The 24,359-nt window shown below is 72.8% G+C and carries 23 protein-coding genes; 13 read left to right on the plus strand and 10 right to left on the minus strand.

The genetic code is table 11. From position 1 onward, the window contains the following. Positions 1-10 precede the first annotated feature (10 nt). A complete protein-coding gene (locus tag BUE41_RS24605; RefSeq protein ID WP_073459696.1) occupies positions 11-763 on the plus strand; it encodes a YebC/PmpR family DNA-binding transcriptional regulator in 753 nt (250 codons plus the stop codon). Between the two features lie 459 nt (positions 764-1,222). Here the strand turns inward: BUE41_RS24605 and grpE are convergent, their stop codons facing one another. Beyond that, positions 1,223-1,690 carry a nucleotide exchange factor GrpE gene (grpE, locus tag BUE41_RS24610; RefSeq protein WP_200804100.1) on the minus strand — a complete coding sequence of 156 codons (468 nt, stop codon included), beginning with the start codon at positions 1,688-1,690 and terminating at the stop codon, positions 1,223-1,225. 29 nt (positions 1,691-1,719) lie between these two features. On the opposite strand from grpE, the gene BUE41_RS24615 reads away from it, so the two are divergent. From BUE41_RS24615 to BUE41_RS24630, 4 genes are all read left to right on the plus strand, one after another. Further along, the gene (locus tag BUE41_RS24615) at positions 1,720-3,411 is read left to right on the plus strand and encodes an Hsp70 family protein (protein ID WP_073459698.1); all 1,692 of its coding nucleotides are present in this window, start codon (positions 1,720-1,722) and stop codon (positions 3,409-3,411) included. Further along, positions 3,377-5,449 (plus strand): hypothetical protein, encoded by a 2,073-nt coding sequence (locus BUE41_RS24620; protein WP_073459699.1) that lies wholly within the window; start codon positions 3,377-3,379, stop codon positions 5,447-5,449. Before BUE41_RS24615 ends, BUE41_RS24620 begins: the two co-directional genes overlap by 35 nt. A 170-nt stretch (positions 5,450-5,619) precedes the next feature. Further along, the gene (locus BUE41_RS24625) at positions 5,620-6,753 is read left to right on the plus strand and encodes a DUF475 domain-containing protein (protein ID WP_073459700.1); all 1,134 of its coding nucleotides are present in this window, start codon (positions 5,620-5,622) and stop codon (positions 6,751-6,753) included. Positions 6,754-6,786: 33 nt separating this feature from the next. Beyond that, positions 6,787-7,362, plus strand: a complete 576-nt coding sequence (locus tag BUE41_RS24630) for a TerD family protein (protein WP_073459701.1) — start codon at positions 6,787-6,789, stop codon at positions 7,360-7,362. 95 nt (positions 7,363-7,457) lie between these two features. Here the strand turns inward: BUE41_RS24630 and BUE41_RS24635 are convergent, their stop codons facing one another. The 7 genes from BUE41_RS24635 to BUE41_RS24660 form a co-directional block, all read right to left on the minus strand. Beyond that, entirely contained in the window at positions 7,458-7,913 is a 456-nt protein-coding gene (locus tag BUE41_RS24635) for a tellurite resistance TerB family protein (protein WP_073459702.1), read from the minus strand. Between the two features lie 51 nt (positions 7,914-7,964). Further along, on the minus strand, positions 7,965-8,792 hold the full coding sequence (locus tag BUE41_RS24640) for an HAD family hydrolase (protein WP_073459703.1): 828 nt from the start codon (positions 8,790-8,792) through the stop codon (positions 7,965-7,967). Between the two features lie 7 nt (positions 8,793-8,799). Continuing rightward, positions 8,800-9,930 (minus strand): cysteine protease StiP family protein, encoded by a 1,131-nt coding sequence (locus tag BUE41_RS31490; RefSeq protein WP_200804101.1) that lies wholly within the window; start codon positions 9,928-9,930, stop codon positions 8,800-8,802. Continuing rightward, complete coding sequence (locus BUE41_RS31495; RefSeq protein WP_200804102.1) at positions 9,927-11,276, minus strand: phosphoribosyltransferase family protein; 1,350 nt, start codon at positions 11,274-11,276, stop codon at positions 9,927-9,929. The genes BUE41_RS31490 and BUE41_RS31495 overlap by 4 nt, the downstream gene beginning before the upstream one ends. After that, positions 11,273-12,433 (minus strand): HpcH/HpaI aldolase/citrate lyase family protein, encoded by a 1,161-nt coding sequence (locus BUE41_RS24650; RefSeq protein WP_073459704.1) that lies wholly within the window; start codon positions 12,431-12,433, stop codon positions 11,273-11,275. Before BUE41_RS24650 ends, BUE41_RS31495 begins: the two co-directional genes overlap by 4 nt. Before the next feature lie 113 nt (positions 12,434-12,546). Then, positions 12,547-13,230 (minus strand): TerD family protein, encoded by a 684-nt coding sequence (locus BUE41_RS24655; RefSeq protein WP_073459705.1) that lies wholly within the window; start codon positions 13,228-13,230, stop codon positions 12,547-12,549. 11 nt (positions 13,231-13,241) lie between these two features. Then, the gene (locus tag BUE41_RS24660; protein WP_073459706.1) at positions 13,242-13,817 is read right to left on the minus strand and encodes a TerD family protein; all 576 of its coding nucleotides are present in this window, start codon (positions 13,815-13,817) and stop codon (positions 13,242-13,244) included. A 211-nt stretch (positions 13,818-14,028) separates the two neighbouring features. On the opposite strand from BUE41_RS24660, the gene polA reads away from it, so the two are divergent. Next, complete coding sequence (gene polA, locus BUE41_RS24665; protein WP_073459707.1) at positions 14,029-16,806, plus strand: DNA polymerase I; 2,778 nt, start codon at positions 14,029-14,031, stop codon at positions 16,804-16,806. 25 nt (positions 16,807-16,831) lie between these two features. On the opposite strand, the gene BUE41_RS31500 is transcribed toward polA, so the two are convergent. Both BUE41_RS31500 and BUE41_RS24675 read right to left on the minus strand, forming a co-directional pair. Continuing rightward, a complete protein-coding gene (locus BUE41_RS31500) occupies positions 16,832-17,281 on the minus strand; it encodes a hypothetical protein (protein ID WP_073459708.1) in 450 nt (149 codons plus the stop codon). A gap of 110 nt (positions 17,282-17,391) precedes the next feature. Beyond that, positions 17,392-17,934 carry an MOSC domain-containing protein gene (locus BUE41_RS24675; protein ID WP_073459709.1) on the minus strand — a complete coding sequence of 181 codons (543 nt, stop codon included), beginning with the start codon at positions 17,932-17,934 and terminating at the stop codon, positions 17,392-17,394. A gap of 107 nt (positions 17,935-18,041) precedes the next feature. Here BUE41_RS24675 and ruvC point away from each other — a divergent pair, with 107 nt between their 5' ends. From ruvC to BUE41_RS24710, 7 genes are all read left to right on the plus strand, one after another. Next, complete coding sequence (ruvC, locus tag BUE41_RS24680) at positions 18,042-18,608, plus strand: crossover junction endodeoxyribonuclease RuvC (protein WP_073459710.1); 567 nt, start codon at positions 18,042-18,044, stop codon at positions 18,606-18,608. Continuing rightward, positions 18,605-19,198, plus strand: a complete 594-nt coding sequence (gene ruvA, locus BUE41_RS24685; protein ID WP_073459711.1) for a Holliday junction branch migration protein RuvA — start codon at positions 18,605-18,607, stop codon at positions 19,196-19,198. Before ruvC ends, ruvA begins: the two co-directional genes overlap by 4 nt. A 142-nt stretch (positions 19,199-19,340) precedes the next feature. Further along, positions 19,341-20,375, plus strand: a complete 1,035-nt coding sequence (ruvB, locus tag BUE41_RS24690) for a Holliday junction branch migration DNA helicase RuvB (RefSeq protein ID WP_073459712.1) — start codon at positions 19,341-19,343, stop codon at positions 20,373-20,375. Positions 20,376-20,428: 53 nt separating this feature from the next. Then, positions 20,429-20,782, plus strand: coding sequence for a preprotein translocase subunit YajC (yajC, locus tag BUE41_RS24695; protein WP_073459713.1), 354 nt, complete (start codon positions 20,429-20,431; stop codon positions 20,780-20,782). A gap of 75 nt (positions 20,783-20,857) precedes the next feature. Next, positions 20,858-22,576, plus strand: a complete 1,719-nt coding sequence (gene secD / locus BUE41_RS24700) for a protein translocase subunit SecD (RefSeq protein WP_073459714.1) — start codon at positions 20,858-20,860, stop codon at positions 22,574-22,576. A 1-nt stretch (position 22,577) separates the two neighbouring features. After that, a complete protein-coding gene (gene secF, locus BUE41_RS24705; protein WP_073459715.1) occupies positions 22,578-23,816 on the plus strand; it encodes a protein translocase subunit SecF in 1,239 nt (412 codons plus the stop codon). Then, the gene (locus tag BUE41_RS24710) at positions 23,813-24,343 is read left to right on the plus strand and encodes an adenine phosphoribosyltransferase (protein WP_073459716.1); all 531 of its coding nucleotides are present in this window, start codon (positions 23,813-23,815) and stop codon (positions 24,341-24,343) included. Before secF ends, BUE41_RS24710 begins: the two co-directional genes overlap by 4 nt. Positions 24,344-24,359 lie beyond the last annotated feature (16 nt).

The following is a 24,359-nucleotide window of genomic DNA, read 5'->3' on the forward strand; positions in this document are numbered from 1 at the left end:
GGGGTAGTGGATGAGTGGCCACTCGAAGTGGGCGACGACGAAGCACAAGAAGGCTGTGATCGACGCCCGCCGAGGCAAGATGTTCGCGAAGCTGATCAAGAACATCGAGGTGGCTGCCCGCACCGGCGGTGGTGATCCCGAGGGCAACCCCACGCTGTACGACGCCATCCAGAAGGCGAAGAAGAGCTCGGTCCCCAACGACAACATCGAGCGCGCGGTCAAGCGCGGCGCGGGGATCGACGCGGGTGGCGCCGACTACCAGTCGATCACCTACGAGGGCTACGGCCCCAACGGGGTCGCGCTGCTGATCGAGTGCCTGACCGACAACCGCAACCGGGCCGCCACCGAGGTCCGCACGGCGATGAACCGCAACGGCGGGACGATGGCCGACCCCGGTTCGGTGTCGTACCTGTTCAGCCGCAAGGGTGTCGTGATCGTGCCCAAGAACGGGCTCACCGAGGACGACATCCTCGCCGCCGTGCTCGACGCGGGCGCTGAGGAGGTCAACGACCTGGGCGAGTCCTTCGAGATCATCTCCGAGCCCGGTGACCTCGTCGCGGTGCGCACCGCGCTGCAGGAGAACGGGATCGAGTACGACTCGGCCGACCCCACGTTCCTGCCGTCGGTGTCGGTGCAGCTCGATGCGGAGGCAGCCAAGAAGGTGTTCCGGCTGATCGAGGCGCTCGAGGACTCGGACGAGGTGCAGAACGTCTGGGCCAACTTCGACGTGTCCGACGAGGTCATGGCCGAGGTCGCCGGCTGAGGTCTCGGTGCCCGGCTGAGATCGTGGCGGGAGAGCCGCTCTCCCGCCGTCTCCTGGCGGGGAGGAAGCTCCTTCAGACGCGATCCGCCTCCACGGCGTCCCCGTCTCACCACCCCCGGCTGTCTCACCGCTCCTCACCGAGTACGACCGGACGCTGACCACGGCGCTCGCGCACGTCGTCGACACGCGACCCGGCGACGGAGGAGGCCGGCGCGATCAACAGGGCCGGGCGCAGTCAGCAGCACCATGTTGGCCCCGGCTTCGACGCCTCCCGCGCACCTCGAGGAGCCTCGGCCGGGTACCCCCGGCTGGACCCCGGTGCCTGACCGTGCACTACCGGACGGTGACAACAGCGCAGTCCGACACTGCTCGCGCGCGTCGTCGACTCCAGGAGCGCGCGAGCCCGCGCTCCGGCGACGACGGAGCCGAGCGGCATCAACACGAAGGAGCAGAGCGCGTTCAACACTGCGGCCCTCCCGCAGTACCGGTCGAGCCCGCTCTGTGCACCGCCACCCGCGCCGGGCGCACCGATCGCTGCCCGACCTGCAGCCCTTCCTCCAGCACCTTCGCCACCGTGCGATCCAGGGCCGCGTCGTCGGTCGGCACGATCTCGGCGGCCTCCATCGTCGCCGCGCTGAACGCGTCTCCCGGCTCCGGCGCCACGACGCTGCCCCCGCGACCGGCGATGAGCCGCTCCAGCCCACCGGCGATGGCGGCGAACGCCGAGCGTTCGCGCTTCGAGCGGGCGGTCGCCGCGCAGGCCAGCGCATCCCCGCGCAGCGCGTGCAGCTCGACCAGCAGCGGCACGTCCGGGCCCGCCGCGCCGCGTGCGTCGGCGAGCTGCGCGATCGTCGCGGACTGGCGCTGGACCAGGCGCGCGACGTCGTCGACTTTGTCGGCGATCTCCCGCAGGGAAGGGTCCGTCACGATCACCACGCTATCGCTACGCTCGCCGCGTGGCCGTCCACGGAATCGACCTCGGAACGACCAACTCCGCGATCGCGCGGACCGGCGCGGACGGTCGTCCGCAGGTCCTCACCGGGCTGTCCGGATCACCGACGACCCCGTCGGTGGTGCTGTTCGCCTCCGCCGGTGAGCACGTCGTGGGCGAGGGCGCCCGCCGGGAGGCGCGGCTGGATCCCGAGCACGTGTGCTCGCTGGTCAAACGCCGGATGGGCGACGCCGAGTGGCGGTTCGTGGCGCACGGGAAGGCCTGGTCGGCCCCGGCGGTGTCGTCGCTGATCCTCAAGAGCCTGGTCGCCGACGCCGAGTTCTGCGGCGACCCGGTGAAGTCCGTGGTGATCACGGTGCCGGCGTACTTCGGCGACGAGGAGCGGCGCGCCACGGTGCTCGCCGGCACCTACGCCGATCTCGACGTCGTCGACGTGCTGTCCGAGCCGATCGCGGCCGCCCTCGCCTACGGGTTCGGCCGGCTCGATGGTGGCCCCGACCTGACCAAGGGTGACAGCCCCGAGACCGTCCTGGTCTACGACCTGGGCGGCGGCACGTTCGACGCCACCGTCATCGAGCTGGCCGATCGGCGGATCTCCGTGCTGGCCGTGGAGGGCGACCACCAGCTCGGCGGTGCCGACTGGGATGAGCGGCTGGCGCTGCACCTGTCGCGGCGGTTCTGCGCCGAGAACCCCGACGCCGAGGATCCGCTCGACGACTCGGCGGGCGCGCAGGCGCTGGTCCTGGCCGCGGAGCGGGCCAAGCACCAGCTCTCCGAGGTGGAGTCCACCGACGTCGTGGTCACCCACGACGGGGCCCGCTCGACGATCACCGTCACCCGTGCCGAGCTGGAGGAGCTGACCGCGCCGCTGCTGCGCCGCACCATCGACCTCACCAAGGCCTGCCTCGCCGAGGCCGCTCGCCGCGGGGTGCCGGTGGTGGACCGGGTGCTGCTGGTCGGGGGCTCTTCGCGCATGCCCGCGGTCGCCGCGGCGATCACCCGTGAGCTGGCCGGCTCGTTCCGCGGTACCCCCGAGCTGCACGATCCCGATCTCGCGGTCGCCCGCGGCGCCGCGCTGTACGGGGAGAAGAAGGAGCTGGAGCGCATGGTCGGGGACGACCTGCGCAGCCGCGGCCGGCTCCGCGACGGCGCCGGTCTGGACGAGGCCCTCCCCGCAGACCTGGACGCCGCCTGCCGCCGTGTCGCCGACGCGTACGGGGTGCCGCTCGCGCAGGTGCGCCGCGCGGTGGAGATCCAGGTCGACACGGTGGTGTCGCGCGGGTTCGGCGTGCTCGCGGTCAACTCGTTCACCGGCCGGCTGGAGCCCACCTGGCTGGTGCACCGCAACGACCGGCTGCCGATCCGGGCCCGCCGCTCCTTCGGCACCGTCCGCAGCGACCAGGAGGCCATCAACATCACCGTCGTCGAGCAGCAGGGTCAGGTGGAGTCCGACCGCGTCGAGGACGCGAAGGTCCTCATCAATGGCCGGATCACCGGCATCCCGCCCGGCTTCGGCGAGGGCAGCGAGGTGCAGGTGACGTTCGAGATGGGCTTCGACGGCGTGCTGCACGTGTTCGCCTTCCACGTCGAGGCCGGCATCCCCCTGGAACTCGCGGCCACGACCGGCGCGACGCTCTCGCAGGCGGAGGTGGCCCGCGAGCGTGCCCAGCTGGGGAAGCTGCGCCGCCGTGGGTGACCTACCGCCGTTCGACCCGAACGACTACCGCAAGCGCGTGCTCGCCGCCGTGGAGAAGCGCGGCGGGCCGGAGGCGTCCGACCCGTTCGAGCTGTACGACCTGCCGCTGGAGCTGGCCGAGGAGCTGACCGACGTCCAGGTCGCCGCGCGCATCGACGAGGTGTGGGGGTTCTGGCAGCGCCAGCGCGATCACCCCAAGTACCGCGTCCTGGTCGCCCTGCTGGTGGAGACGCACGCCGCCCGCAGCGCTGAGCTGCGCGACGCCGCCGCCCGCCGGACGGCCGCGATGCGGGTCCGCGAGCAGCGCCGCCAGCGCGACGCCGCCCGCTACGAGCTGCTCGACGCCGCCATCGCTCGCCTCGTCGACCGCTACGGCGGGGTGCCCCGCGACAAGATCCCCGGGCTCGATGAGGTCGGCGCGCTGACCGGGCTCACGCCGGCCGAGGTGGCCGCCCGGCTACGCCGTCACCCGGTGATCGACCCGGCGGGGCCCGCCGCCGCGGAGCCGGTGATCGGACCCGAGCGGCGTCGCCAGGTCCGCGCCCTGCTCGACGAGTTCGGCCGGCTCACCGAAGCCCCGGCCCCGCCCACGCTGCTCGCGCTGCTCGGGCTGGGCCCGGAGGCGTCCGCCGCCGAGATCGGGGCCACCGCCGCGGCCTTCCGCGCCCGGGCCCGGGAACTCCCGCCGGACCGGCTGCGCGCAGTGCTCGACGAGCTGCTCGTGCACGTGGCCGAGCTGATCGAGCCCGGCCCCGACGCTGTCGCGGCCTACCTGGACACGGTCGCGCTGGACGTGCGCGAGTACCTGGTGCCGCGGGTGCGCGCCGCGGTCCTCGTGGAGGACAGGCTGGTCGCCGAGGACCACGCGCACCTCGTGGAGGAGGCGATGGCGCGCGGGCTCGACCGGCGCCGCGCCACCGACCTGCTGGCGTCGATCGCGGCCGAGCTCGCCACCACGGTCGAGCAGCCGGGGCGGACGCCCGAACCCGCCCCGAGGCCCGAACCGCCCCGGCAGCCGTCCTGGGAGGAGCCGCTGAAGGCCGCCAGGGCGGCGTTGCGCGCCGGGCGGCCCGTCGAGGCCGAGCGGCACGTCGCGGAGGCCCGTCGCTGCGCGGGCACGAACGGCACGACCCCGGTGCGGGCGGTCGCCGACGAGGTGGAGTCGGTCCTCGCCGAGGCCAGGGTGCGGGCGCGGGCAGCCGGCGCCGCTGCGGAGGCCCGCCGGTTCGTGGAGGTGCTCGACCACCTCGACCACCTCGCCCGCACCGCATCCGACCTGGGGCTGCCCGCTGACGCCGAGGAGCTGCGCCGCCGCGCCCGCGCCGCCGTCGAGGAGGCCGACCGGATCGTCGCCGCGGCCGAGGCCGGGCCCGTGGCCGACCGGCCGGCGATGCTGGAGCGGGCGCTGGCCGTGTGCGCCGACCACGTGGGCGCCCTGACCGCGCTCGACACCGTCCCGATCGAGGCCCCGGCGTGGGTGAACGCGGTCCGCGACGGCCGCGGCGACGTGCTGGTGCTGTGGGCGCCGTCGCCCACCCCGGGGGTCACCTACCGGGTGCGCCGGCAGGCTCCGGACGGCGCGTGGCGCGTCATCGGCCGGGTGCCGGACACGTCGATCGAGGACGGCGGCGCCCCGCCAGGGGTGGAACCGCCGGTGTACGCGGTGGCGGCCGTCCAGGGCGGCCGCAGCTCGGCGGAGACGCGATCGGACGAGTCGCGGCCCGGGCCGGCAGCTGCGCGGTCCCCCGCGCCGCCCCCTGTGCCCGCCGGGCCACCCGCCCCGTCCGGGGTCGTGGCCACCCGCACGGCGGACGGGGCGGTCCGGATCAGCTGGACCGCCGCACCCGGTGACGACGGCGGCACCGAGTACCGCGTCCGCTGCCGGCGGCCCGACGGCGGCTGGCGGGTCGTCGGCCGCACCCACGACACCGCGATCGAGGACGGCGGGGCGCCCGCGGGCCCGGTTCCGGTGTACGGCGTGAGCGCCACGTCACGCGGCGGGCCCCGGTCCGCAGAGGTCCTCTCGGAACCCGGCTGACCCCAGCTGCGTTGGTCCCTCATACGGAAGGGATGATCCGGTCGAAACCGGACGTCGCCGTGATCAGCAGAGGCCCGAGGTACTACGGTGGCGGCGGACCGCCGGTGACGGTGGTGACTTGGGGGTAACCGACGGGGGACGGACCGTCGGGGAAAGCAGGGAACAGAGGCATGCACCTTCGGATCTTCGGCTGGTCCTACGCCGTCACGGCTGCGGCCTTGGTCGTGGCCTTCATCTACGGAGGTCTGCCCGGCCTCATCCTCGCGGCGATCCTCGGCATCCTCGAGGTCTCGCTGTCGTTCGACAACGCGGTCGTCAACGCCACCGTCCTGGAGCGGATGGACGCCTGGTGGCAGCGGATCTTCCTGACCGTCGGCGTGCTGATCGCCGTCTTCGGCATGCGGCTGGTCTTCCCGCTGCTCATCGTCGGCATCACCGCGGACCTGAACCCCGCGGAGGCGCTCACGCTGGCGCTGGAGAAGCGGCCGGAGAGCGACCCGACCTCGTACGCGCACCTGCTGAACGAGGCTTACCCGGACATCGCCGCGTTCGGCGGCGTCTTCCTGTTCATGCTGTTCCTCGACTGGGTGTTCGACGACCGGGAGATCAAGTGGCTGCAGTGGCTCGAGGCACCCCTCGCGCGCATCGGTCAGCTGAGCCGGCTGTCGATCGTCATCACGCTGGTCGTGCTGGCCGTGCTCGCCGAGACCCTGGCGGAGAACCCCGGCGCCGTGCTGCTGTCCGGTGCCCTGGGCATGGTCACCTACCTGCTGGTCAACGGGCTCGGTGACTACTTCGAGTCGCGCATGGAGCACGAGCACGAGGCCCAGGTCGAGGCCGAGGAGGCCGCGGGCCGCAGCGGCCCGTCGGGGCTGGCCAAGGCCACCGGCAAGGCCGGGTTCTTCCTGTTCCTCTACCTCGAGGTCCTCGACGCCGCGTTCTCCTTCGACGGCGTGATCGGCGCGTTCGCGATCACCACCGACCCGATCCTCATCGCGCTGGGCCTCGGCCTGATCGGTGCCATGTTCGTGCGGTCGCTGACGGTGTACCTGGTCCGCAAGGGCACCCTCGCCGACTACGTCTACCTCGAGCACGGCGCCCACTGGGCCATCGGCGCGCTGTCGGTGATCCTGCTGATCGGGATCGGATACCACGTCAACGAGATCATCACCGGCCTCATCGGGGTCGCGTTCATCGGCGCGGCGTTCCTCTCCAGCGTCCTGCGCAACCGGAGGCTGGAAGCCCAGGGCATCGAGACCCGGCACACCGTCGACGAGATCGCCGCGGCCTCGCACGAGCACTGAGCACGCAACACCGATCCGAGCAGAGGGGCGTCGATGTCGGTCAGTCTGGTCAAGGGGCAGAAGGTCTCGCTCGCGAAACGCGGCGGCGGGACGCTCACCCGGGTGCGGATGGGCCTGGGCTGGGACGCGGTGAAGAAGCGCGGGCTGTTCGGCAGGCGCGCGCAGCAGATCGACCTGGACGCGTCCGCCCTGCTCTTCGACGACCAGCGCCGCCTCCTCGACGCGGTGTGGTTCCGCCAGCTGCAGAGCAAGGACGGCGCGGTGCAGCACACCGGCGACAACCTCACCGGTGAGGGCGAGGGCGACGACGAGTCGATCATCGTCGACCTGCAGCGGCTCTCGCCCGCGGTCAGCCAGATCGTGTTCACCGTCAACTCGTTCACCGGGCAGGACTTCTCGCAGATCGAGAACGCCTTCTGCCGCCTGGTCGACGAGACGACGGGGGAGGAGCTGGCCCGCTACGACCTGTCCGGCTCCGGCCCGCACAACGCGCAGATCATGGCGAAGGTCAGCAGGGACGGGGCGGGCTGGTCCATGACCGCGATCGGGGCCGTCGCCTCGGGACGGACCTTCCAGGACCTCCTCCCGGCCACCGCGGCCCACCTCTGATCGCCCCCCCGCACACGCCACGAACGGCACTTCCGCAAGGAATGCTGCTCACGGAAGTGCCGTTCGTGGGGTTTCGGCGGGCTCAGAGAGCAACCTCAGAGGTCGAACTCGGCCGGGTTGATCCCCACGGCGTTGCACGCCTCGCGCACGGCCTGCTGCTCGTCCTTGTCGAAGTTGCCGTCGGCGCCGCCGATGATGATCCCCACCTGGATCACCGCGCGGGCCTGCTCAGGCTTGTTGCGCAGCTTGCCGATGGTGGCGATGGCCTCGACCTTGCCGAACTCGAAGTCGGACTGCAGCTTCGAGGCGTACCAGTTGAACTTCTCCAGCAGCTCGCTCGCCTCGAACACCGACAGCACGTCGTTGCTCTGGATGAACGCGCCGGTCTTGCGCTTCTCCTCGTCGTCGATGTGCCCGTCGGCGGCCGCGATGAGCGCACACATCGCCATCGAGGCGTTGGCGAACTCCTTGCTCTTGAACCTGCCGACCTGGGTCTTGGTCTGGGCGGTCATGTCGGCCACCCGTGCCTTGAGCTGGTCCCACAGTGCCATCGGTGGCACCCCTTCCTCGTGATGTGGCCGACCTGATGTGGCCGACCTGGGTCAGTCGTCGGTCATGGGCGGCGCGGCGTGCGCACGCAGCCACGCCACGATCTCCGCGCCCGCCCGGCCGCCGGTCGCCGCGGTGACGGCGACGTGCGGGCGAGTCCATCCCGTGTCGGCCAGCTCGCCGTGCGCGGGACGGACGGCGGCGTCGGCGGCCTCGAGCAGGTCGGCGTCGAGCAGCGAGTCCCCGGCCGCGATCAGCCGGGTCGCGCCGCAGCGGGCCAGCACCTCACGCGCGGCAGCGGACTTGGTGATCGGCTGCGGCACCGCGTAGACCTTGCGGCCCTGCAGTGACACCCGCCACCCGTGGGGCACACACCACTCGGCCAGATCGGCGACCCAGCCGGGCGGCAGCGCGTCCCGGTCCACGACGGCGTACACGAACCCCGGCCCGTCGTCGGGGCCCGCCGTGCGCAGCTTCAGCACGAACGGACCGGACACCTCCGCCAGCCGCGCCCGCACCTCCGGCAGCGGCGCGCACCCGGCCAGCCGCTCCTGCACGGCCGCCGTCCACGCCGGGTCGGGCTCGCCGTCGACGAGCAGGTGCGCCCCGTTGCTCGCGATCGCGAAGCGCGGCGGCGGGCCGGGCAGGTGCACGCGGGCGTACTGCTGCGGGGTCCGCGTGGTCGCCGGCACGAGCGTGACCTCGGCGGCCAGCTTCTCCAGCTCGGCCGCCGCCTCCTCGAACATGAACGACAGCGGCATCCCCTCGTGGACCTCCACGCACAGCAACCGCGGTGCTCGCTCGTCCGGGACCTGCAGGTCCAGCGCGTTCGCCGAGTAGATGAGCGTGCGGTCCAGGTCGACGCAGGCGACGGTGCTCACCCTGCGCTCACCGTGCCCGGCCCGTCACCGCGTACCCGTCGGCCCCGGTGGCGCCGCGGGTGTAGCGCGGGTGGATCAGCCCGATGCAGCTGTAGGGCAGTTCGGCGACCTCCTCGACCGGCACCCCCCGCTGCTCGGCGAGCAGCAGGACGTGCGCGAGGTCGTCGGCGGGCGCCCCGGCCCGCACCAGCACCCGCCACGGCACCCGGCGCAGCAGCACCCGCGTGGTCTCCCCGACGCCGGGTTTCACGAGGTTCGGGTCGCCGATGCCGTACTCGTCGACGATCCGGTCGACGGCGGCCCACCCCGCGTGGTCGACGGTGCGGTCGGCCGGTGGCGGAGTCGGGCCCACCTGGTCGAACGCGGCAGTGACCGTGTCGAGGAACGCGTTCGACACGTCCGCGGCGGCCAGCTCGGCGTAGAACTTCGCGCCGTGGAACATCCCGGGCTTGATCAGCCGGTCGTTGAGCACCGTGCGCGAGACCAGCCCGGACACCGTCGAGTTCAGGCACGCCGACGGGATCAGCCAGTCCTCCCGGGTGCCGAAGACCGGCGTGCACCGACCCGGATCGGCGAGCACGGCGAGCGTGGGGTCGAACGGACTGCCCGCCAGCGCAGCGGCCAGCTCACGGGTGATCGCGCCCTTGCCGGTCCAGCCGTCGACGAACACCACGGTCGCCGGGTCGTGGTGCGCCGCCAGCCACGCCATCGCGACCGGGTCGATGCCGCGGCCGCGCACGATCGACACCGCGTAGTGCGGGAGGTCGAGGCCGTGCCGGGCCGCGGCCCAGCGGCGCAGCAGCACCCCGACCGGGGTACCCGCTCGGGCCAGCGACACCAGGACGACGTCGCGGCCCCGCTCGGCGAGGATCAGCTCGGCCACGGTGCCGACGGCGTGCGCGATCCGGCCGGCCGACGTCGCCAGCGCCCGGTGGTACAGCTGCAGGTAGGACTCGTCGGGCTGGAACTCCTGCGGCAGCGACTCGGCGTAGTGCGCACCGCCGGACTGCACCGCCTCCTCGCGCTCCTCGGTCGGCGCCTCCAGGGGGACGTCGGACAGATCGGTGAGCAGCCAGCCGACCTCGTCCGGTGCGTAGCTGCCGAACGCGGGCCCGCGCAGCACGGGCGGGAAGCTCATGGGGTGACCACCACCGTGATCCGGGCGGACGGGACGGCACCGGCGAGCGCGGCGAGCAGCCCGGTCCGCAGCTCGGGCGTGTCCGCGGGTGGATCGACGACGACGAGCACGTGCTGCCAGTCGCCCGCCACGTTGTAGGCGTAGCGCGGGCCGGGACCGTCGGCCGGGTCGTCGTGCGCGGGGAACGTGATGCCGCTGCGCAGCGCGTACCCCGGCTCGTCGACGACCACCGCGGGGGAGCGGGTGGTGGTGGAGAACGCGACGGCGGCGCCGTCGTCGGCGAGGGTCTGGGCGAGCCGCAGCGGCACCGCCATCAGTTCCTCGGTGCCCAGCACCAGCGTCCGGTCCTGCGGCCCGAGCCCCGCGATCGCAGCCACGCGGCGCGCGATCCGGGGGAGCACCGCATCGAGCAGCGCGTGATCGGCGTCCCGGAACCCGTGCCGACCACCCACCGGCAGCCCGGCCGGCCACCCGAGGTCGGTGAGCAGCACGCGCTCCGCGGGCCGGCCGGAGCCGCCGCCCTGCGGCCCGGTCGGCGGCACGGCGCCCGCGCGGATCCCGTCGGCGCGCTCAGCGAGATCGGCGGGGAGTTCGACGTGGGCGCGGGCGAGGCAGACCACGTCGAGGTCGGCGCCGAGCGCCGCGACCCCGTCGGCGAGTGCGGTGTCCGCGCCGCGCACATCGACCAGCGACGCCACGACGTACCGCTGCCGCGGGGCGATCGCGTGCAGCGCGGCGATCGTGTTCAGCGCGGTGCGGCCGGTGGACAGCTCGTCGTCGACGAGCACCAGGGGCCGGTCCCCGCGCAGCAGCGCCGTGCCGGCGGGCAGCAGCATGTGCTCGGTGGCGTGCGAGTGCTCCTCGGTGAAGCCGCCGACCGGCGCGAACCCGGGCACCGGGCGGCGGGTGGAGTGCAGGTAATCGGCGACCAGTGCCTCCGCGACGGTGTGCCCGAGCGCGGTGGCGGTCTCGGCGAAGCCCAGCACGAGCGCGTCGGTCGGGCTCACGGCGTCGAGCGCGCAGCGGGCCAGCACGGCCGCCGCGGCGGCGGCATCGTCGGCACCGCCGTCGAGCGCCGCGGCGAGCAGCGGCCACGGCAGCTCCCGCGGCTCCCGCCCGGCCAGCACGTCGGCCACCCGCGCGCCGAGCAGCTGCCCGGCCGCGCGCACGATCCGCGGATCGGTGGGCACGTGCTTGCCGAGCACCCGGGAGACCAGCAGCTGGGCCCGCTTCGGGTTGTAGCGCACCGCGAGGCCGAGCAGCGTGCTCGGGTCGGGGCCGCCGGGGTGGGCCGGATGCAGGCGGACGGCGAGCCGCTCGAGCACGGGCTCGGCGGTGGCGGTCACCGGCCCATCCCGGCGGCCAGCAGATCGACGAAGGACACGCCCTCACGGGCGACCCCGAACGCGCGGGCGCGGTCCGCGGTGGCGCGGGCCCACGCGGTGTGCGGGCGGATCTCGTTCATCTTGTTGCGCTTCTCCGACGACATGACCCCGCTCGCTCGGCCGGCGCCGAGCACGTCCATGGCGTCCCGGTACTCCTCCCACGGCACGACGGACAGCGCGTTGACGACCGCGACGTGGCTGGGGTGGATGGTGGTCTTGCCGGTCAGGCCGTTGGCCCGGTCGAGCTGGACCTCCCTGATGAGTCCGTCCAGGGCGCGGGAGAGCAGGTGCCCGCGCAGCTCGGGGACGTCGTGCTCGTGGAACGGGGTGGCCCGCAGCTGCGGCTTGAACAGGCGCTCGACGTCGGTGAAGTACTCCCACACCGGGCCGCTCACGGCGAACCCGCTGCCGTCGACCCGGCCGAAGACGTTCACGACGTCGGCGATCAGGTCGGCGACCACCTTGATGTCGTATATCGACACGTCGGGGGAGCGGCGCAGCCCGAAGTACGAGCACAGGTCGGTGGCCCCGATCCGGACCGCGAGGACCCGTTCCCGGTCGCGGTGCAGCACCGCGCGCATCCGGGTCAGCTCGTCGACGCGGGTCTCGGCGTAGAGCGCCGCCCCCGACTCGACCACCGGCATCACGTAGAACATGCGGCCGACCACGCGGTCGGCGCGGTCGACGGCGTGCAGGTACTCGACACCGCCGGTGGCGGTGAACTTCGGCAGCACGAACCCGTCGACCACACCCGCCGCCGATCCGAGCCGGCGGACGAGCGACGGGATCTGCTGCGGATCGCGCACGCGGACGAACAGCAGCGGCAGCGGGGTGCCCAGGTCGGCGAACTCGGTGAGGGTCGCGACCAGGTTGTCCTCGGCGGCCGCCACCTGTTCGTCGGCGATGGCGTCCTCGAGGCAGACCACCACCGACGTGACGCCGGCGGCGGCCTGCTTGGTGATGTCGGCCGGCAGCGTGGGCCGGTCCGCCGGCATGTACAGGGTCGCGCCGAGCGCCACCGCGAGGAAGTCCGCACCGCTGTCGCGGTGGAACTCCTCGGGCGGCAGCTCGAACAGCGACTCCTCGGCCGACGGGCCGAGATGGCCGAAATGGCGCACGGAAACCCCTCCTGGTGCGGCGTCACCCCGATGTGACACGAGCCTGTGCGGATGGACGAACTGATGTCACTCAGCGTGGCGACGCCCCGGAGCCCGGGGAATGGGGTTACTACCTACTTGCGCCCTGGGGTCCACCTCATTCCCCAGCCGTACGCCCGGTCCAGATCGGCCTGCCCGCCGCGGATGTAGCGGACCTCCCGCTGCACGACGAGCTCGCCGCCGCGGTTCTCCAGCATCGCGATGGCGCAGGTCGGCGCGCTGGGGTCGGACTCGTCGAGGCGCACCTCGATCTGCGGCCCGGCGGCGGGGTAGAGGGTGACCACCCCGTCGGCGCTGGCCCAGTTCGGCACGCCCTCGTAGATGTAGGCGAACACGAGGATCCGGCGGATCTCGTTCACCCGGGACAGGTCGATGAACATGTTCTCGCCGTCGGCCGACGCCCCGGAGCGGTCGTCCCCGTCGAGCCGGATGATCGGCGCACCGTGGTACGGGGCCTGGAACGCGTTGCCCAGCGCCTGCACCACACCCTTGCTGCCGTCGGCGAACTCCCACAGGCAGGCCAGGTCGAGGTCGATCGCCCCGCTGCCCCCGGTCAGCCTGCTGAACAGGCCCTTCTTCTGCGGCTGGCCGGAGCTCCACTGCAGGTTGACGCGCATCTGCCCGCCCGTCGCGCCCTGCTTGGTGAGCGAGACGCTGGGGGCCGACTTCGTCAGCGTGACCTTGGACAGCGACACCCCGCCGCCCTGCGGCGCGGCGCCCTGCCCCTGTGCTGGACGCTTCGTGTAGTCGATGGCCACGACGGAGGACCTCAGACGTTGACGCCGTAGTCGCGGGCGATACCCGCCAGGCCGGACGCGTAACCCTGGCCGACGGCGCGGAACTTCCACTCCGAGCCGTTCCGGTAGAGCTCGCCGAACACCATGGCGGTCTCGGTCGAGGCGTCCTCGGTGAGGTCGTAGCGGGTGATCTCCTTCTGGTCGGCGGCGTTGACGACGCGGATGAAGGCGTTGCGGACCTGACCGAAGTTCTGCTGGCGGGCATCGGCGTCGTAGATGCTGACCGGGAAGACGACCTTCGCCACCTCCGGGCCGAGCCCGGCGAGGTTGACCTTGATCTGCTCGTCGTCGCCCTCGCCCTCACCGGTGAGGTTGTCGCCGGTGTGCTCGACCATGCCGTCCGGGCTGGTCAGGTTGTTGAAGAAGACGAAGTGCTTGTCCGAGATGACCTTGCCGTTCTCGCCCACCAGGATCGCCGACGCGTCGAGGTCGAAGTCGGTGCCGGTCGTGGTGCGCACGTCCCAGCCCAGACCGACCACGACGTTGGTGAGGCCCGGGGCCTCCTTGGTCAGGCTGACGTTTCCACCCTTGGTGAGGCTGACGCCCATCACTGCTCCGAATCTCTTCGCGGGGGACGCGTTCCCCCCTGGTCCCTGCGTTGGCCGCGGCAGCATATCGGGACATACCGGGCCATCGGTCCACCTCGGCAACGGATGGGGGGGCCGGCCGGTTCCCGGCCGCCGCGGCGGATCGGTAGGCGGCCCGGGCCGCCGACGGCGGCGGCGGAACCGTCGGTGCCCGGCCCTAGACTCGCCGACGATGAGCCCCGCCACAGCCACCTCCGCCACGTCCTCCGCCGCACCGCCGTCGACGGGACGGCGGTTGCTGCTGCTCGACGGCCACTCCCTGGCCTACCGCGCGTTCTACGCGCTGCCCGCGGAGAACTTCCGCACCGGCACCGGGCAGACCACGAACGCGGTGTACGGCTTCACGTCGATGCTGATCAACCTGCTCCGCGACGAGCAGCCCACGCACCTGGCGGTGTGCTTCGACGTGTCGCGCAAGACGTTCCGCGCGGAGCGCTACGCGGAGTACAAGGCCAACCGCACCACCACGCCCGACGACTTCCGCGGCCAGGTCGACCTCATCAAGGAGGTGCTGGGCGCGCTGCGGATCCCGTGGTTCGGCGTGGAGGGCTACGAGGCCGACGACCTCATCGCCACGCTCGCCACGAAGGCGGAGGCCAGGGGCTTCGAGGTCCGCATCACCACCGGCGACCGGGACGCGTTCCAGCTCGTCACCGACAACATCACGGTGCTCTACCCGACCCGCGGCGTGTCGGAGCTGGGCCGGATCGACCCGGCGGCGGTGATGGAGCGCTACGGGCTGACCCCGGCGCAGTACCCGGACTTCGCCGCGCTGCGCGGCGACCCCAGCGACAACCTGCCGAGCATGCCCGGCGTGGGGGAGAAGACCGCGGCGAAGTGGATCCGCGAGTTCGGCTCGCTCGCCGAACTGGCCGACCGCGTGGACGAGGTGAAGGGCAAGGCGGGTGACACGCTGCGCGCCCACCTGGCGAACGTGCTGCTCAACCGGCAGCTCACCGAGCTGGTGCGCGACGTCCCCCTCGACGTCGAGCCGGAGGACCTCGAGGTCCGGCCGTGGGACCGCGACGCGGTGCACCGGCTGTTCGACGAGCTGGAGTTCCGCGTCCTGCGCGAGCGGCTGTTCGCCACGCTGCAGAGCGCCGAGCCGGAGGCGGAGGGCGGCATCCAGGTGCAGGGCGGCACCCTGGCGGCCGGCACCGTGCGGGCCTGGCTCGACGCGCACGCGCGTGACGGCCGCCGCGTCGGCCTCTCCTTCTCCGGCGTCACCGGTGGTGCCGTCGACGCCGATCTGTCGGGCATCGCGCTGGCCACCGGCGAACCCACCGTGGAGGCGCGGGCGGCCGGGGCGAAGGCCGGGGTCCCGCAGGCGGCGTACATCGACGTCACCACGCTGACCCCGGACGACGAGCAGGCGCTCGCGGAGTGGCTCGCCGACCCGGGGGTGCCGAAGGCGGCGCACGACGCGAAGGCGGCGCTGCACGCGCTGCGCGGCCGCGGCTGGACCCTGCGCGGGCTCACCAGCGACACCGCGCTCGCGGCGTACCTGTCGCGGCCCGGCCAGCGCACGTTCGACCTGGCCGACCTGACCCTGCGACACCTGCGGCGGGAGCTGGTCGTGGACGGCGAGCCGCAGGACGGGCAGCTGTCGCTGCTCGGCGGCGAGGAGGAGGCGGACAAGGCCGTCGCCGACGGACAGATGGTGGCCGCGTCCGCCGTGGCCGAGCTGGCGGACGCGCTCGACGCCGAGCTGGCCGCGAAGGGCGGCACCGAGCTGCTGGCGGAGCTCGAGCTGCCGCTGCAGTACGTCCTGGCCGACCTGGAGGCGGCCGGCATCGCCGTCGACGTGCCCGCGCTTCAGGAGCTGGAGGCCGAGTTCGCCGCCCAGGTCCGCGAGGCGGCGCAGGCGGCGTACGCGGTGATCGGCAAGGAGATCAACCTCGGCTCGCCGAAGCAGCTGCAGGTGGTGCTGTTCGACGAGCTCGGCATGCCGAAGACCAAGCGCACCAAGACCGGCTACACCACCGACGCCGATGCGCTGCAGACGCTGTACGAGCAGACCGAGCACCCGTTCCTGCAGCACCTGCTGGCTCACCGGGACGCCACCCGGCTGAAGGTCACCATCGAGGGGCTGCTCAAGTCGGTCGCGCCGGACGGGCGGATCCACACCACCTACAGCCAGACGATCGCGGCCACCGGGCGGTTGTCGTCCACCGAGCCGAACCTGCAGAACGTCCCGATCCGCACCGCGGCGGGCCGACGGATCCGCGACAAGTTCGTCGTCGGCGAGGGCTACGCGGAGCTGATGACCGCGGACTACAGCCAGATCGAGATGCGGATCATGGCGCACCTGTCCGACGACGAGGCGCTGATCGAGGCGTTCCGGTCGCACCAGGACTTCCACGCCGACACCGCGGCGAGGGTGTTCGGGGTGCCGACCGACCAGGTCACCCCCGCGCAGCGGGCGAAGATCAAGGCGATGAACTACGGCCTGGCCTACGGGCTGTCGGCGTTCGGGCTGTCCAACCAGCTGCGGATCTCCACCGATGAGGCCAAGGCCCTGATGGAGGACTACTTCAAGGTCTTCGGCGGGGTCCGCGACTACCTGCGCAGCGTCGTCGACGTCGCGCGCAAGGAGGGCTACACCGCCACGATCCGCGGCCGGCGTCGCTACCTGCCCGATCTCACCAGCGACAACCGGCAGCGCCGGGAGATGGCCGAGCGGATGGCGCTCAACGCGCCCATCCAGGGCAGCGCCGCCGACATCATCAAGGTGGCGATGCTCAACGTGCACCGCGCGCTGGCGGCGGAGGGGTTGCGCAGCAGGATGCTGCTGCAGGTGCACGACGAGCTGGTGCTGGAGGTCGCGGAGGGCGAGCACGAGGCCGTCGAGCAGCTGGTGCGGCGGGAGATGGCCGCGGCGGCGGATCTGAAGGTGCCGCTCGAGGTGTCGGTGGGCTTCGGCCGCAGCTGGGACGACGCCGCCCACTGAGAGCGGGGCCGTCACCGCGGTCGGCTCAGTCCGAGCTCCCGGACGATCCGCTGTCGCTCGATGAGCCGCTGTCGCCGCTCGGACCGCTGCTCGTGCTGCTGTCGCTCCAGGACGAGCTGCTCTCGCTCCACGAGCCGGGGTCGTACCGGTGCCCGTCGGCGCTCGCGGGCGGCCACTCGTCCGCGTCGAGGGTGTCCTCGTCCTGCAGGGACCGGTGACCGCGCCACGGGTCGTCGGGACCCTCGTACGTCGCGGCGTCGGGACCGTCCCACGTCCAGTCCTGGTCCCCGTGCGCGTAGCCGTACCGGCGGCCCTGGTGCAGAGTCCGCGTCAGGTAGGTCACGAGCACGACCACCAGCCCGCCGAACACCAGCGGCGCGCCGACGACGAGGGCCGGCCAGCCGATCACGAGCGCGACGAGACCGAACCCCGCCGCCATCACGAGCACGCCTGCCACGAGTGTCCCGATCCGCATGGGCCGCGACGTTAGGGTGCCCACACCTTCGGGCGGTAGGTGCCACGCGGTGACACATCCCTACCCCCACCCGTGCTCGACCGTTCGGCCGAACGGGTAGCTGGCATCGCTCAACCAGGTGGCTCAAGGAGCGTGAACACGCCGGGTCCGACGGTGAGCACACCGTCGTCGAGGGGGGTGCAGCGCACGCCCCCGCGTCCGCGCATCGCCCGCCACGCCCCGTCGGCGAGGACGACGTCCATCCACCGGCACGGGCTGGCTGGGCGATGTGCCTGGAACCGGACCGGGCCGGCACCGGTGTCGAGCGCGAACACCGCACCGTGCTCGTGGCTGCACCGGCGGGCCAGCGCGTCGACGTCGACCGGGCCGCGCACCACGATGTTCCGCCGCGCCGCGAGCGGATCGAACGGCGCGACGCCCAGCTCGGCCGCCACCGCGTCGAGCGCGTCGGCGGAGATCACGGTGACCGCGGCGGTCCGGTGCGCCGCCGCGCCCGCGTAGCGATCGCCCTCGATGCCGTGCTGGGCGCGCACCCGCACCCGCGCGACGGCGCCGCTGGTCGGATCGGCCGCCGGGCCGTCATCGGGGCGCCCTGCGTACGCGTGGACCGGCGCGACGAGCAGTGCTACGACCTGCACGGGAACCGGATCCACAACGCGACCGTAGCCCGGCGCGGCGGTGTCTCGGCGCGCCCTCGTTGCATCGCGCGACGGCACCGGTAGCCTTCCGCTCGAACGACTGTTCGCTGGAAGGGGAACCTGTGCGGGTGCTGGGCGTCGACCCCGGGCTGACCCGGTGCGGGCTCGGGGTGGTCGACGGCAGCGGCGGCCGCACGGTGAAGGCGGTCGACGTGGGGGTCGTGCGGACCCCGGTCGACGCGCCGCTGGAGCAGCGGCTGCACGTCGTCGCCACCGAGGTCGCGGCGTGGATCGCTCGCCACCGGCCCGACGTGGTCGCGATCGAGCGGGTGTTCAGCCAGCACAACGTCCGCACGGCGATGGGCACCGCGCAGGCCAGCGGTGTGGTCGCGCTGATGGCGGCACAGGCCGGCATCCCGGTGGCCTTCCACACCCCCAGCGAGGTCAAGGCGGCCGTGACCGGGCAGGGGCGCGCCGACAAGGCTCAGGTCACCGCCATGGTGACCCGTCTGCTCCGACTCACCGACAAGCCCCGCCCGGCCGACGCCGCCGATGCGCTGGCCCTGGCCATCTGCCACTGCTGGCGTGCCCCGATGCTGGAGCGGATGGCGGCGGCGAAGGCTCGCTCCGACGAGCTGGCGAAGGCGCACAAGGCGCGGCTCGCGGCCGTGGCGAAGGGACGGACATGATCAACTCGGTGCGCGGCGAGGTGCTGGAGATCGGCCTCGACCACGTCGTCATCGACGTCGGCGGGCTCGGCTACGCGATCCAGGCGACCCCGAACACCCTGGCCACGCTGCGTCGCGGCGAGCAGGCCGAGCTCGCGACCACGCTCGTCGTGCGCGAGGACTCGCTGACGCTGTACGGGTTCGCCGACCACGAGGAACGCGACCTGTTCCTGCTGCTGCAGACGGTCAGCGGGATCGGGCCGCGCATCGCGCTGGCCACGATCGCCGTGCTCGATCCCGACTCGTTGCGCCGCGCGCTGTCCGAGGGTGACATCGCCGCGCTCACCCGCGTCCCCGGCATCGGCCGCAAGGGCGCCGAGCGGCTGGTGCTGGAGCTGCGCGACAAGGTCGAGCCGGCCCGAGCGGCTCCCGCGGCGGCGCCGGGCGGCGCGGCCGGGACGAGCCCCGAGGTCGTCGAGGCGCTCGTCGGGCTCGGGTTCCCGGTCAAGCCGGCAGAGCAGGCCGTCGCCGCGGTGCTGGCCGAGAACGCCGATGCCGACGCGAGCACGCTGCTGCGCGCAGCGCTGTCCCGCCTGGGCCGCAACCGATGACGGTCTCCGTCCCAGCCTGGCCACACTCGGTGACGGCCCCCGATGGCCTCCCGCGTCGAGAACGAACCTATGGTGATCGAAAGGCCCTGTTGATCACCACGAGTTCGTTCTCGACGCGGCGCACGTGCGGGAGGGTGTTGCGGTGAGCGACGAGCTGTCGTTGTCCCCTGAACCCGAACCGGACGACCTGCTGGTCGAGGCATCGCTGCGGCCGAAGACGCTCGCCGAGTTCGTCGGGCAGCCGCGGGTGCGCGAGCAGCTGGAGCTGGTGCTGGAGGGGGCGCGGCGGCGCGGCACCCCGCCCGACCACGTGCTGCTGTCCGGCCCGCCCGGGCTGGGCAAGACCAGCCTGTCGATGATCATCGCTGCCGAGCTGGGCGCGCAGATCCGGCTCACCAGCGGCCCGGCCCTGGAACGCCCCGGCGACCTGGCCGCGATGCTGTCCAACCTCTCGCCCGGCGACGTGCTGTTCATCGACGAGATCCACCGCATCGCCCGGCCCGCCGAGGAGATGCTCTACCTCGCGATGGAGGACTTCCGCGTCGACATCGTGGTGGGCAAGGGGCCGGGAGCGACGTCCATCCCGCTGGACATCGCGCCGTTCACGCTGGTCGGTGCGACCACCCGGGCAGGGGCGCTGACCGGGCCGCTGCGCGACCGGTTCGGCTTCACCGCCCACATGGAGTTCTACGAGCCGGAGGACCTGGAGAAGGTCCTGCGCCGCGCGGCCAAGATCCTCGGCATCGACCTGCGCCCCGACGGCGCCGCGGAGATCGCCGCCCGCAGCCGCGGCACCCCGCGCATCGCGAACCGGCTGCTGCGCCGGGTCCGCGACTACGCCGAGGTCCGCGCGGACGGCGCGGTGACCCGCAGCGTCGCCCGCGCCGCGCTGGCCGTCTACGACGTCGACGAGCTCGGCCTCGACCGGCTCGACCGGGCCGTGCTCAGCGCGCTGGTGCGCAGCTTCAACGGCGGCCCGGTCGGCATCTCGACGCTCGCCGTCGCGGTGGGCGAGGAACCGAGTACCGTCGAGGAGGTCTGCGAGCCGTACCTGGTGAGAGCCGGGATGCTGGCCCGCACCCCGCGGGGCCGGGTGGCGACCGCGGCGGCCTGGGCCCATCTCGGGGCCACTCCGCCGCCGGGCAGCCCCGCCGGTGGACCTGCCGCGTTGTTCTGAACCGGGAGCTGGCAGACTCTGGTGGCTTCCGACGTGCGGAGACTACGGAGACCATGGACATCTCACTGTTCCTGCCCCTGCTGTTCCTGGTGCTGCTCGTGCCGCTGTTCCTGCAGGCGCGCAAACAGCGCAAGCAGATGACCGAGATGCAGACCATGCAGAACTCGCTCACCGAGGGTGACGTGGTCATCACGATCGCCGGGGTGCGGGGCACCGTGGTCGACGCGTCGTACGAGGAGACGGTCGACCTGGAGATCGCCGACGGCGTCGTCACCACCTGGCTGCGGGGCGCGATCCGGCAGAAGGTCACCGAGGAGCACGCCGAGACCCACGAGGCCGAGACCACCGGCGAGGCGAGCGACGCGCCGTCGCTGGAGAAGCCGTCGCTGGAGAAGAACGACAACTAGGCCCCAGCGCAGCTGCGGCCGCCCCGGTGCGGCCGGCGAGTCCGGAACCATCAGCAACGAAGGCAGTGGCGATCAGTGGCAACCACCCCGGGGCAGATCCGCCCCTGGCGCTACCTCGCGGTGTTCGTGGCCCTCATGGCGGCCTTGTACGCACTGGTGTTCTTCACCGGTGACCGCAACCCCTACCCGAAACTCGGGATCGACCTGCAAGGCGGCACGCGCGTCAACCTGCAGGCACGCACCGCCGACGGCGGCCTCCCGCCGCGGGACCAGCTCGTCCAGGCGCAGCAGATCATCGACCAGCGGGTGAACGGGCTCGGCGTGCAGGGCGCAGAGGTCGTGCTGGACGGGAGCAACATCACCATCACCGTGCCGGGCCAGGACGGCGAGCGCGCCCGCTCGCTCGGCCAGACCGCGCAGGTGCGGTTCCGGGCGGTGCTGAACGCGGCGCCGGTCGTCCCGCTCGCGACCACGCCGACCGATCCCGGTGCTCCCGCGCCGGGTGGCGAGCAGGCCACGCCGACGCCCGCGCCCGCAGCACCCACCCCGGAGTCCGGCCAGCCGCAGGGCGCGGGGCAGTCGCTGCAGGTCACCCCGGTGTCGTACGACCGGCCGCTGCAGGACCCGGCCCCGCCGCCGGACGGGAACGAGCCCGTCGACCCGCGCGCGGCCGAGGCGCTGCGCGAGGCGAAGGCGACCCGGCAGAGCACCGACCCGGCGGTGCTGCAGGCGACCTTCGACTCGTTCGTCTGCCCGGCCGATGACCCGCTGCGCGGCTTCGACGACCCGAACCTCCCGCTCATCACCTGCGACCGGGAGGGCACCACGAAGTACCTGCTGGGCCCGGACCCGACCGATCCGTCGGCGCTGCCGCTGCCGCAGGGCACCGACATCGACACCGCGCAGGCGCAGCAGGACCCCAACGGGCTCCGCTGGATCATCAACCTCACCTTCAAGCCCGAGGGTGCCGAGAAGTGGGCCGCCTACACCGCGGCCAACGTCGGCAACGCGGTCGCGTTCACCCTCGACGGCGAGGTGGTCTCCGCACCCCGGATCGAGAGCGCGATCTTCGGCAACACGCAGATCTCCGGCGACTTCACGCAGAAGTCGGCCACCGAACTGGCGGGCATCCTGCGGTACGGGTCGCTGCCGCTGTCGTTCGAGGCCTCCGACGCGCAGACCGTGTCCGCGACGCTGGGCCTGGCCTCGCTGGAGGCCGGGCTCATCGCCGGCGCGATCGGGCTGGCGCTGGTGTTCCTCTACTGCCTGATCTACTACCGGGTCCTCGGCGTGCTGACGGTCCTGTCGCTGATCCTGTCGGCGGTGCTCGTCTACGCGGTGCTGGTGCTGCTCGGCCGCTGGGTCGGGTTCACCCTCGACCTCGCCGGCGTCGCCGGGTTCATCGTGGCCATCGGCATCACGGCGGACTCGTTCGTGATCTTCTTCGAACGGTTGAAGGACGAGGTCCGCGAGGGCCGCACGTTCCGCTCGGCCGTCCCGCGGGCCTGGGTGCGGGCGCGCCGGACGATCCTGTCGGCCGACGTCGTCATGTTCCTGGCGGCCGGCGTGCTGTACGTCCTCGCGGTCGGGCAGGTCCGCGGGTTCGCGTTCACGCTCGGCATGTCCACCGTCCTCGACCTGATCGTCGTGTTCCTGGTGACGCACCCGCTCGTCGCGCTCGCGTCGAACTCGCGGGTGTTCTCCAGCCCGGCGCTGTCCGGCCTGGGCTCCGTGGCGAAGATCGGTGCCGAGAAGCGGAAGCTCGCCCGCGTCGGCAGCTCGAAGGGGGCCTGACATGAGCACGCCGAACGCAGCGGCCGAGCAGGGCGTCTTCAGCCGGCTCTACACGGGGACCGGCGCCTTCGACATCGTCGGCAAGCGGAAGACCTGGTACATCGGGTTCAGCGTCCTGATCCTGATCTGCGTCGCATCGATCGTCGTCAAGGGGTTCAACCTCGGCATCGACTTCACCGGCGGCAGCCAGGTCCAGTTCCCCGCGCGGACGCAGGCCGCTCCGGCCGAGGTGGAGACCGTGCGGGCGGTGTTCGAGGAGACCCTCGGCCGCGAGCCCGACGCGGTGCAGTCGGTCGGCACCGGCGACACCGCGACGATCCAGATCAAGGCGCAGACGCTCACCGACGCGGAGCTGATCAGCCTGCGGGAGGCGCTGTTCGAGAAGTTCCGCCCGATCGGTGCGAACGGGGAGCCCGACCCGGCGGTGATCAGCGACTCGGCCGTCTCCGGCACGTGGGGCGGGGAGATCACCCGCCAGGCGCTGATCGCGCTGGGCGTGTTCCTGGTGCTGGTGACGCTGTTCCTCGCGCTCTACTTCGAGCGCGCCATGGCGGTCGCGGCGATCGTCGCGCTCCTGCACGACGTCGTCGTCACGGCGGGGGTCTACTCGCTCGTCGGGTTCGAGGTCACCCCGGCCACGGTCATCGGCCTGCTGACGATCCTCGGGTTCTCGCTGTACGACACGGTCGTCGTGTTCGACAAGGTCAAGGAGAACACCCGCGGGCTGCTCAGTCTCACCCGCCGCACGTACGCCGAGGCGGCCAACCTCGCGGTCAACCAGACGCTGATGCGCTCGATCAACACCTCGTTGATCGCGGTGCTGCCGGTGCTGGGGCTGCTGGTGGTCGGCGTCGGCCTGCTCGGCGTCGGCACGCTCGCCGATCTGGCCCTCGTGCAGATGGTCGGCATCATCGCCGGCGTGCTCTCGTCGATCCTGTTGGCCACCCCGTTGCTGGTCGACCTGAAGATGCGCGACAAGCGCTACCGCGACCACACCGCGAAGGTGCTGGCCAAGCGGCGCAAGCGGGCCGAGCAGGCCGCCGGGAGCAGTGCCGCCGGGTCGAACCCGGCTGCTGCGGACGACGCCGAGCCGCCGACCGAGGCACTGCCCGTCGACGAGGAGACCGCCGCGCGGCGGGAGCGGGCCATGGCCGCGGCGGCCGGCGTGCCGGCGCGGGCCCAGCGGCAGCGTCCAGGCAGCAGGGCAGCCGCTCGCCCGACCGGGAAGCGGCGCCGGTGAGCGAGCTCGATCCCGATCTAGTGCGGGTGCGGGGCCTGGTCCGGGACGTGCCCGATCATCCGCAGCCGGGGGTGCTGTTCCGCGACATCACCCCGGTGCTCGCCGACGCGGAGGCGTTCACCACCGTCGCCACGGAGCTGGCTTCGCTCGTCGGCGCGGCCCGGCTGGTGGCCGGCATCGAGGCGCGCGGGTTCCTGCTCGGCTCGGCGGCCGCGCTGGTCGCCGGTCTGGGAGTGGTGCCGGTGCGCAAGGCCGGCAAGCTCCCGAAGGTGGCCGCATCGCGCACCTACCAGCTGGAGTACGGCACGGCGACGCTGGAACTGCCGGCTGACACCGTCGAGCCCGGCACGGACGTCTTCCTCGTCGACGACGTGCTGGCCACCGGCGGGACCGCGGCCGCGGCGTGCGACCTGGTGGCGTCGGCCGGCGGTCGAGTGATCGGGTTCGGCGTGCTGCTGGAGATCGACGGGCTCGGCGGGCGCGAGCGGCTCGGCGACGTGCCCGTCCACGCTCTGCTGACCGTCTGACGCACCGTTCGCGTCC

Source organism: Pseudonocardia thermophila (assembly GCF_900142365.1).
Classification (GTDB): Bacteria; Actinomycetota; Actinomycetes; order Mycobacteriales; family Pseudonocardiaceae; genus Pseudonocardia; species Pseudonocardia thermophila.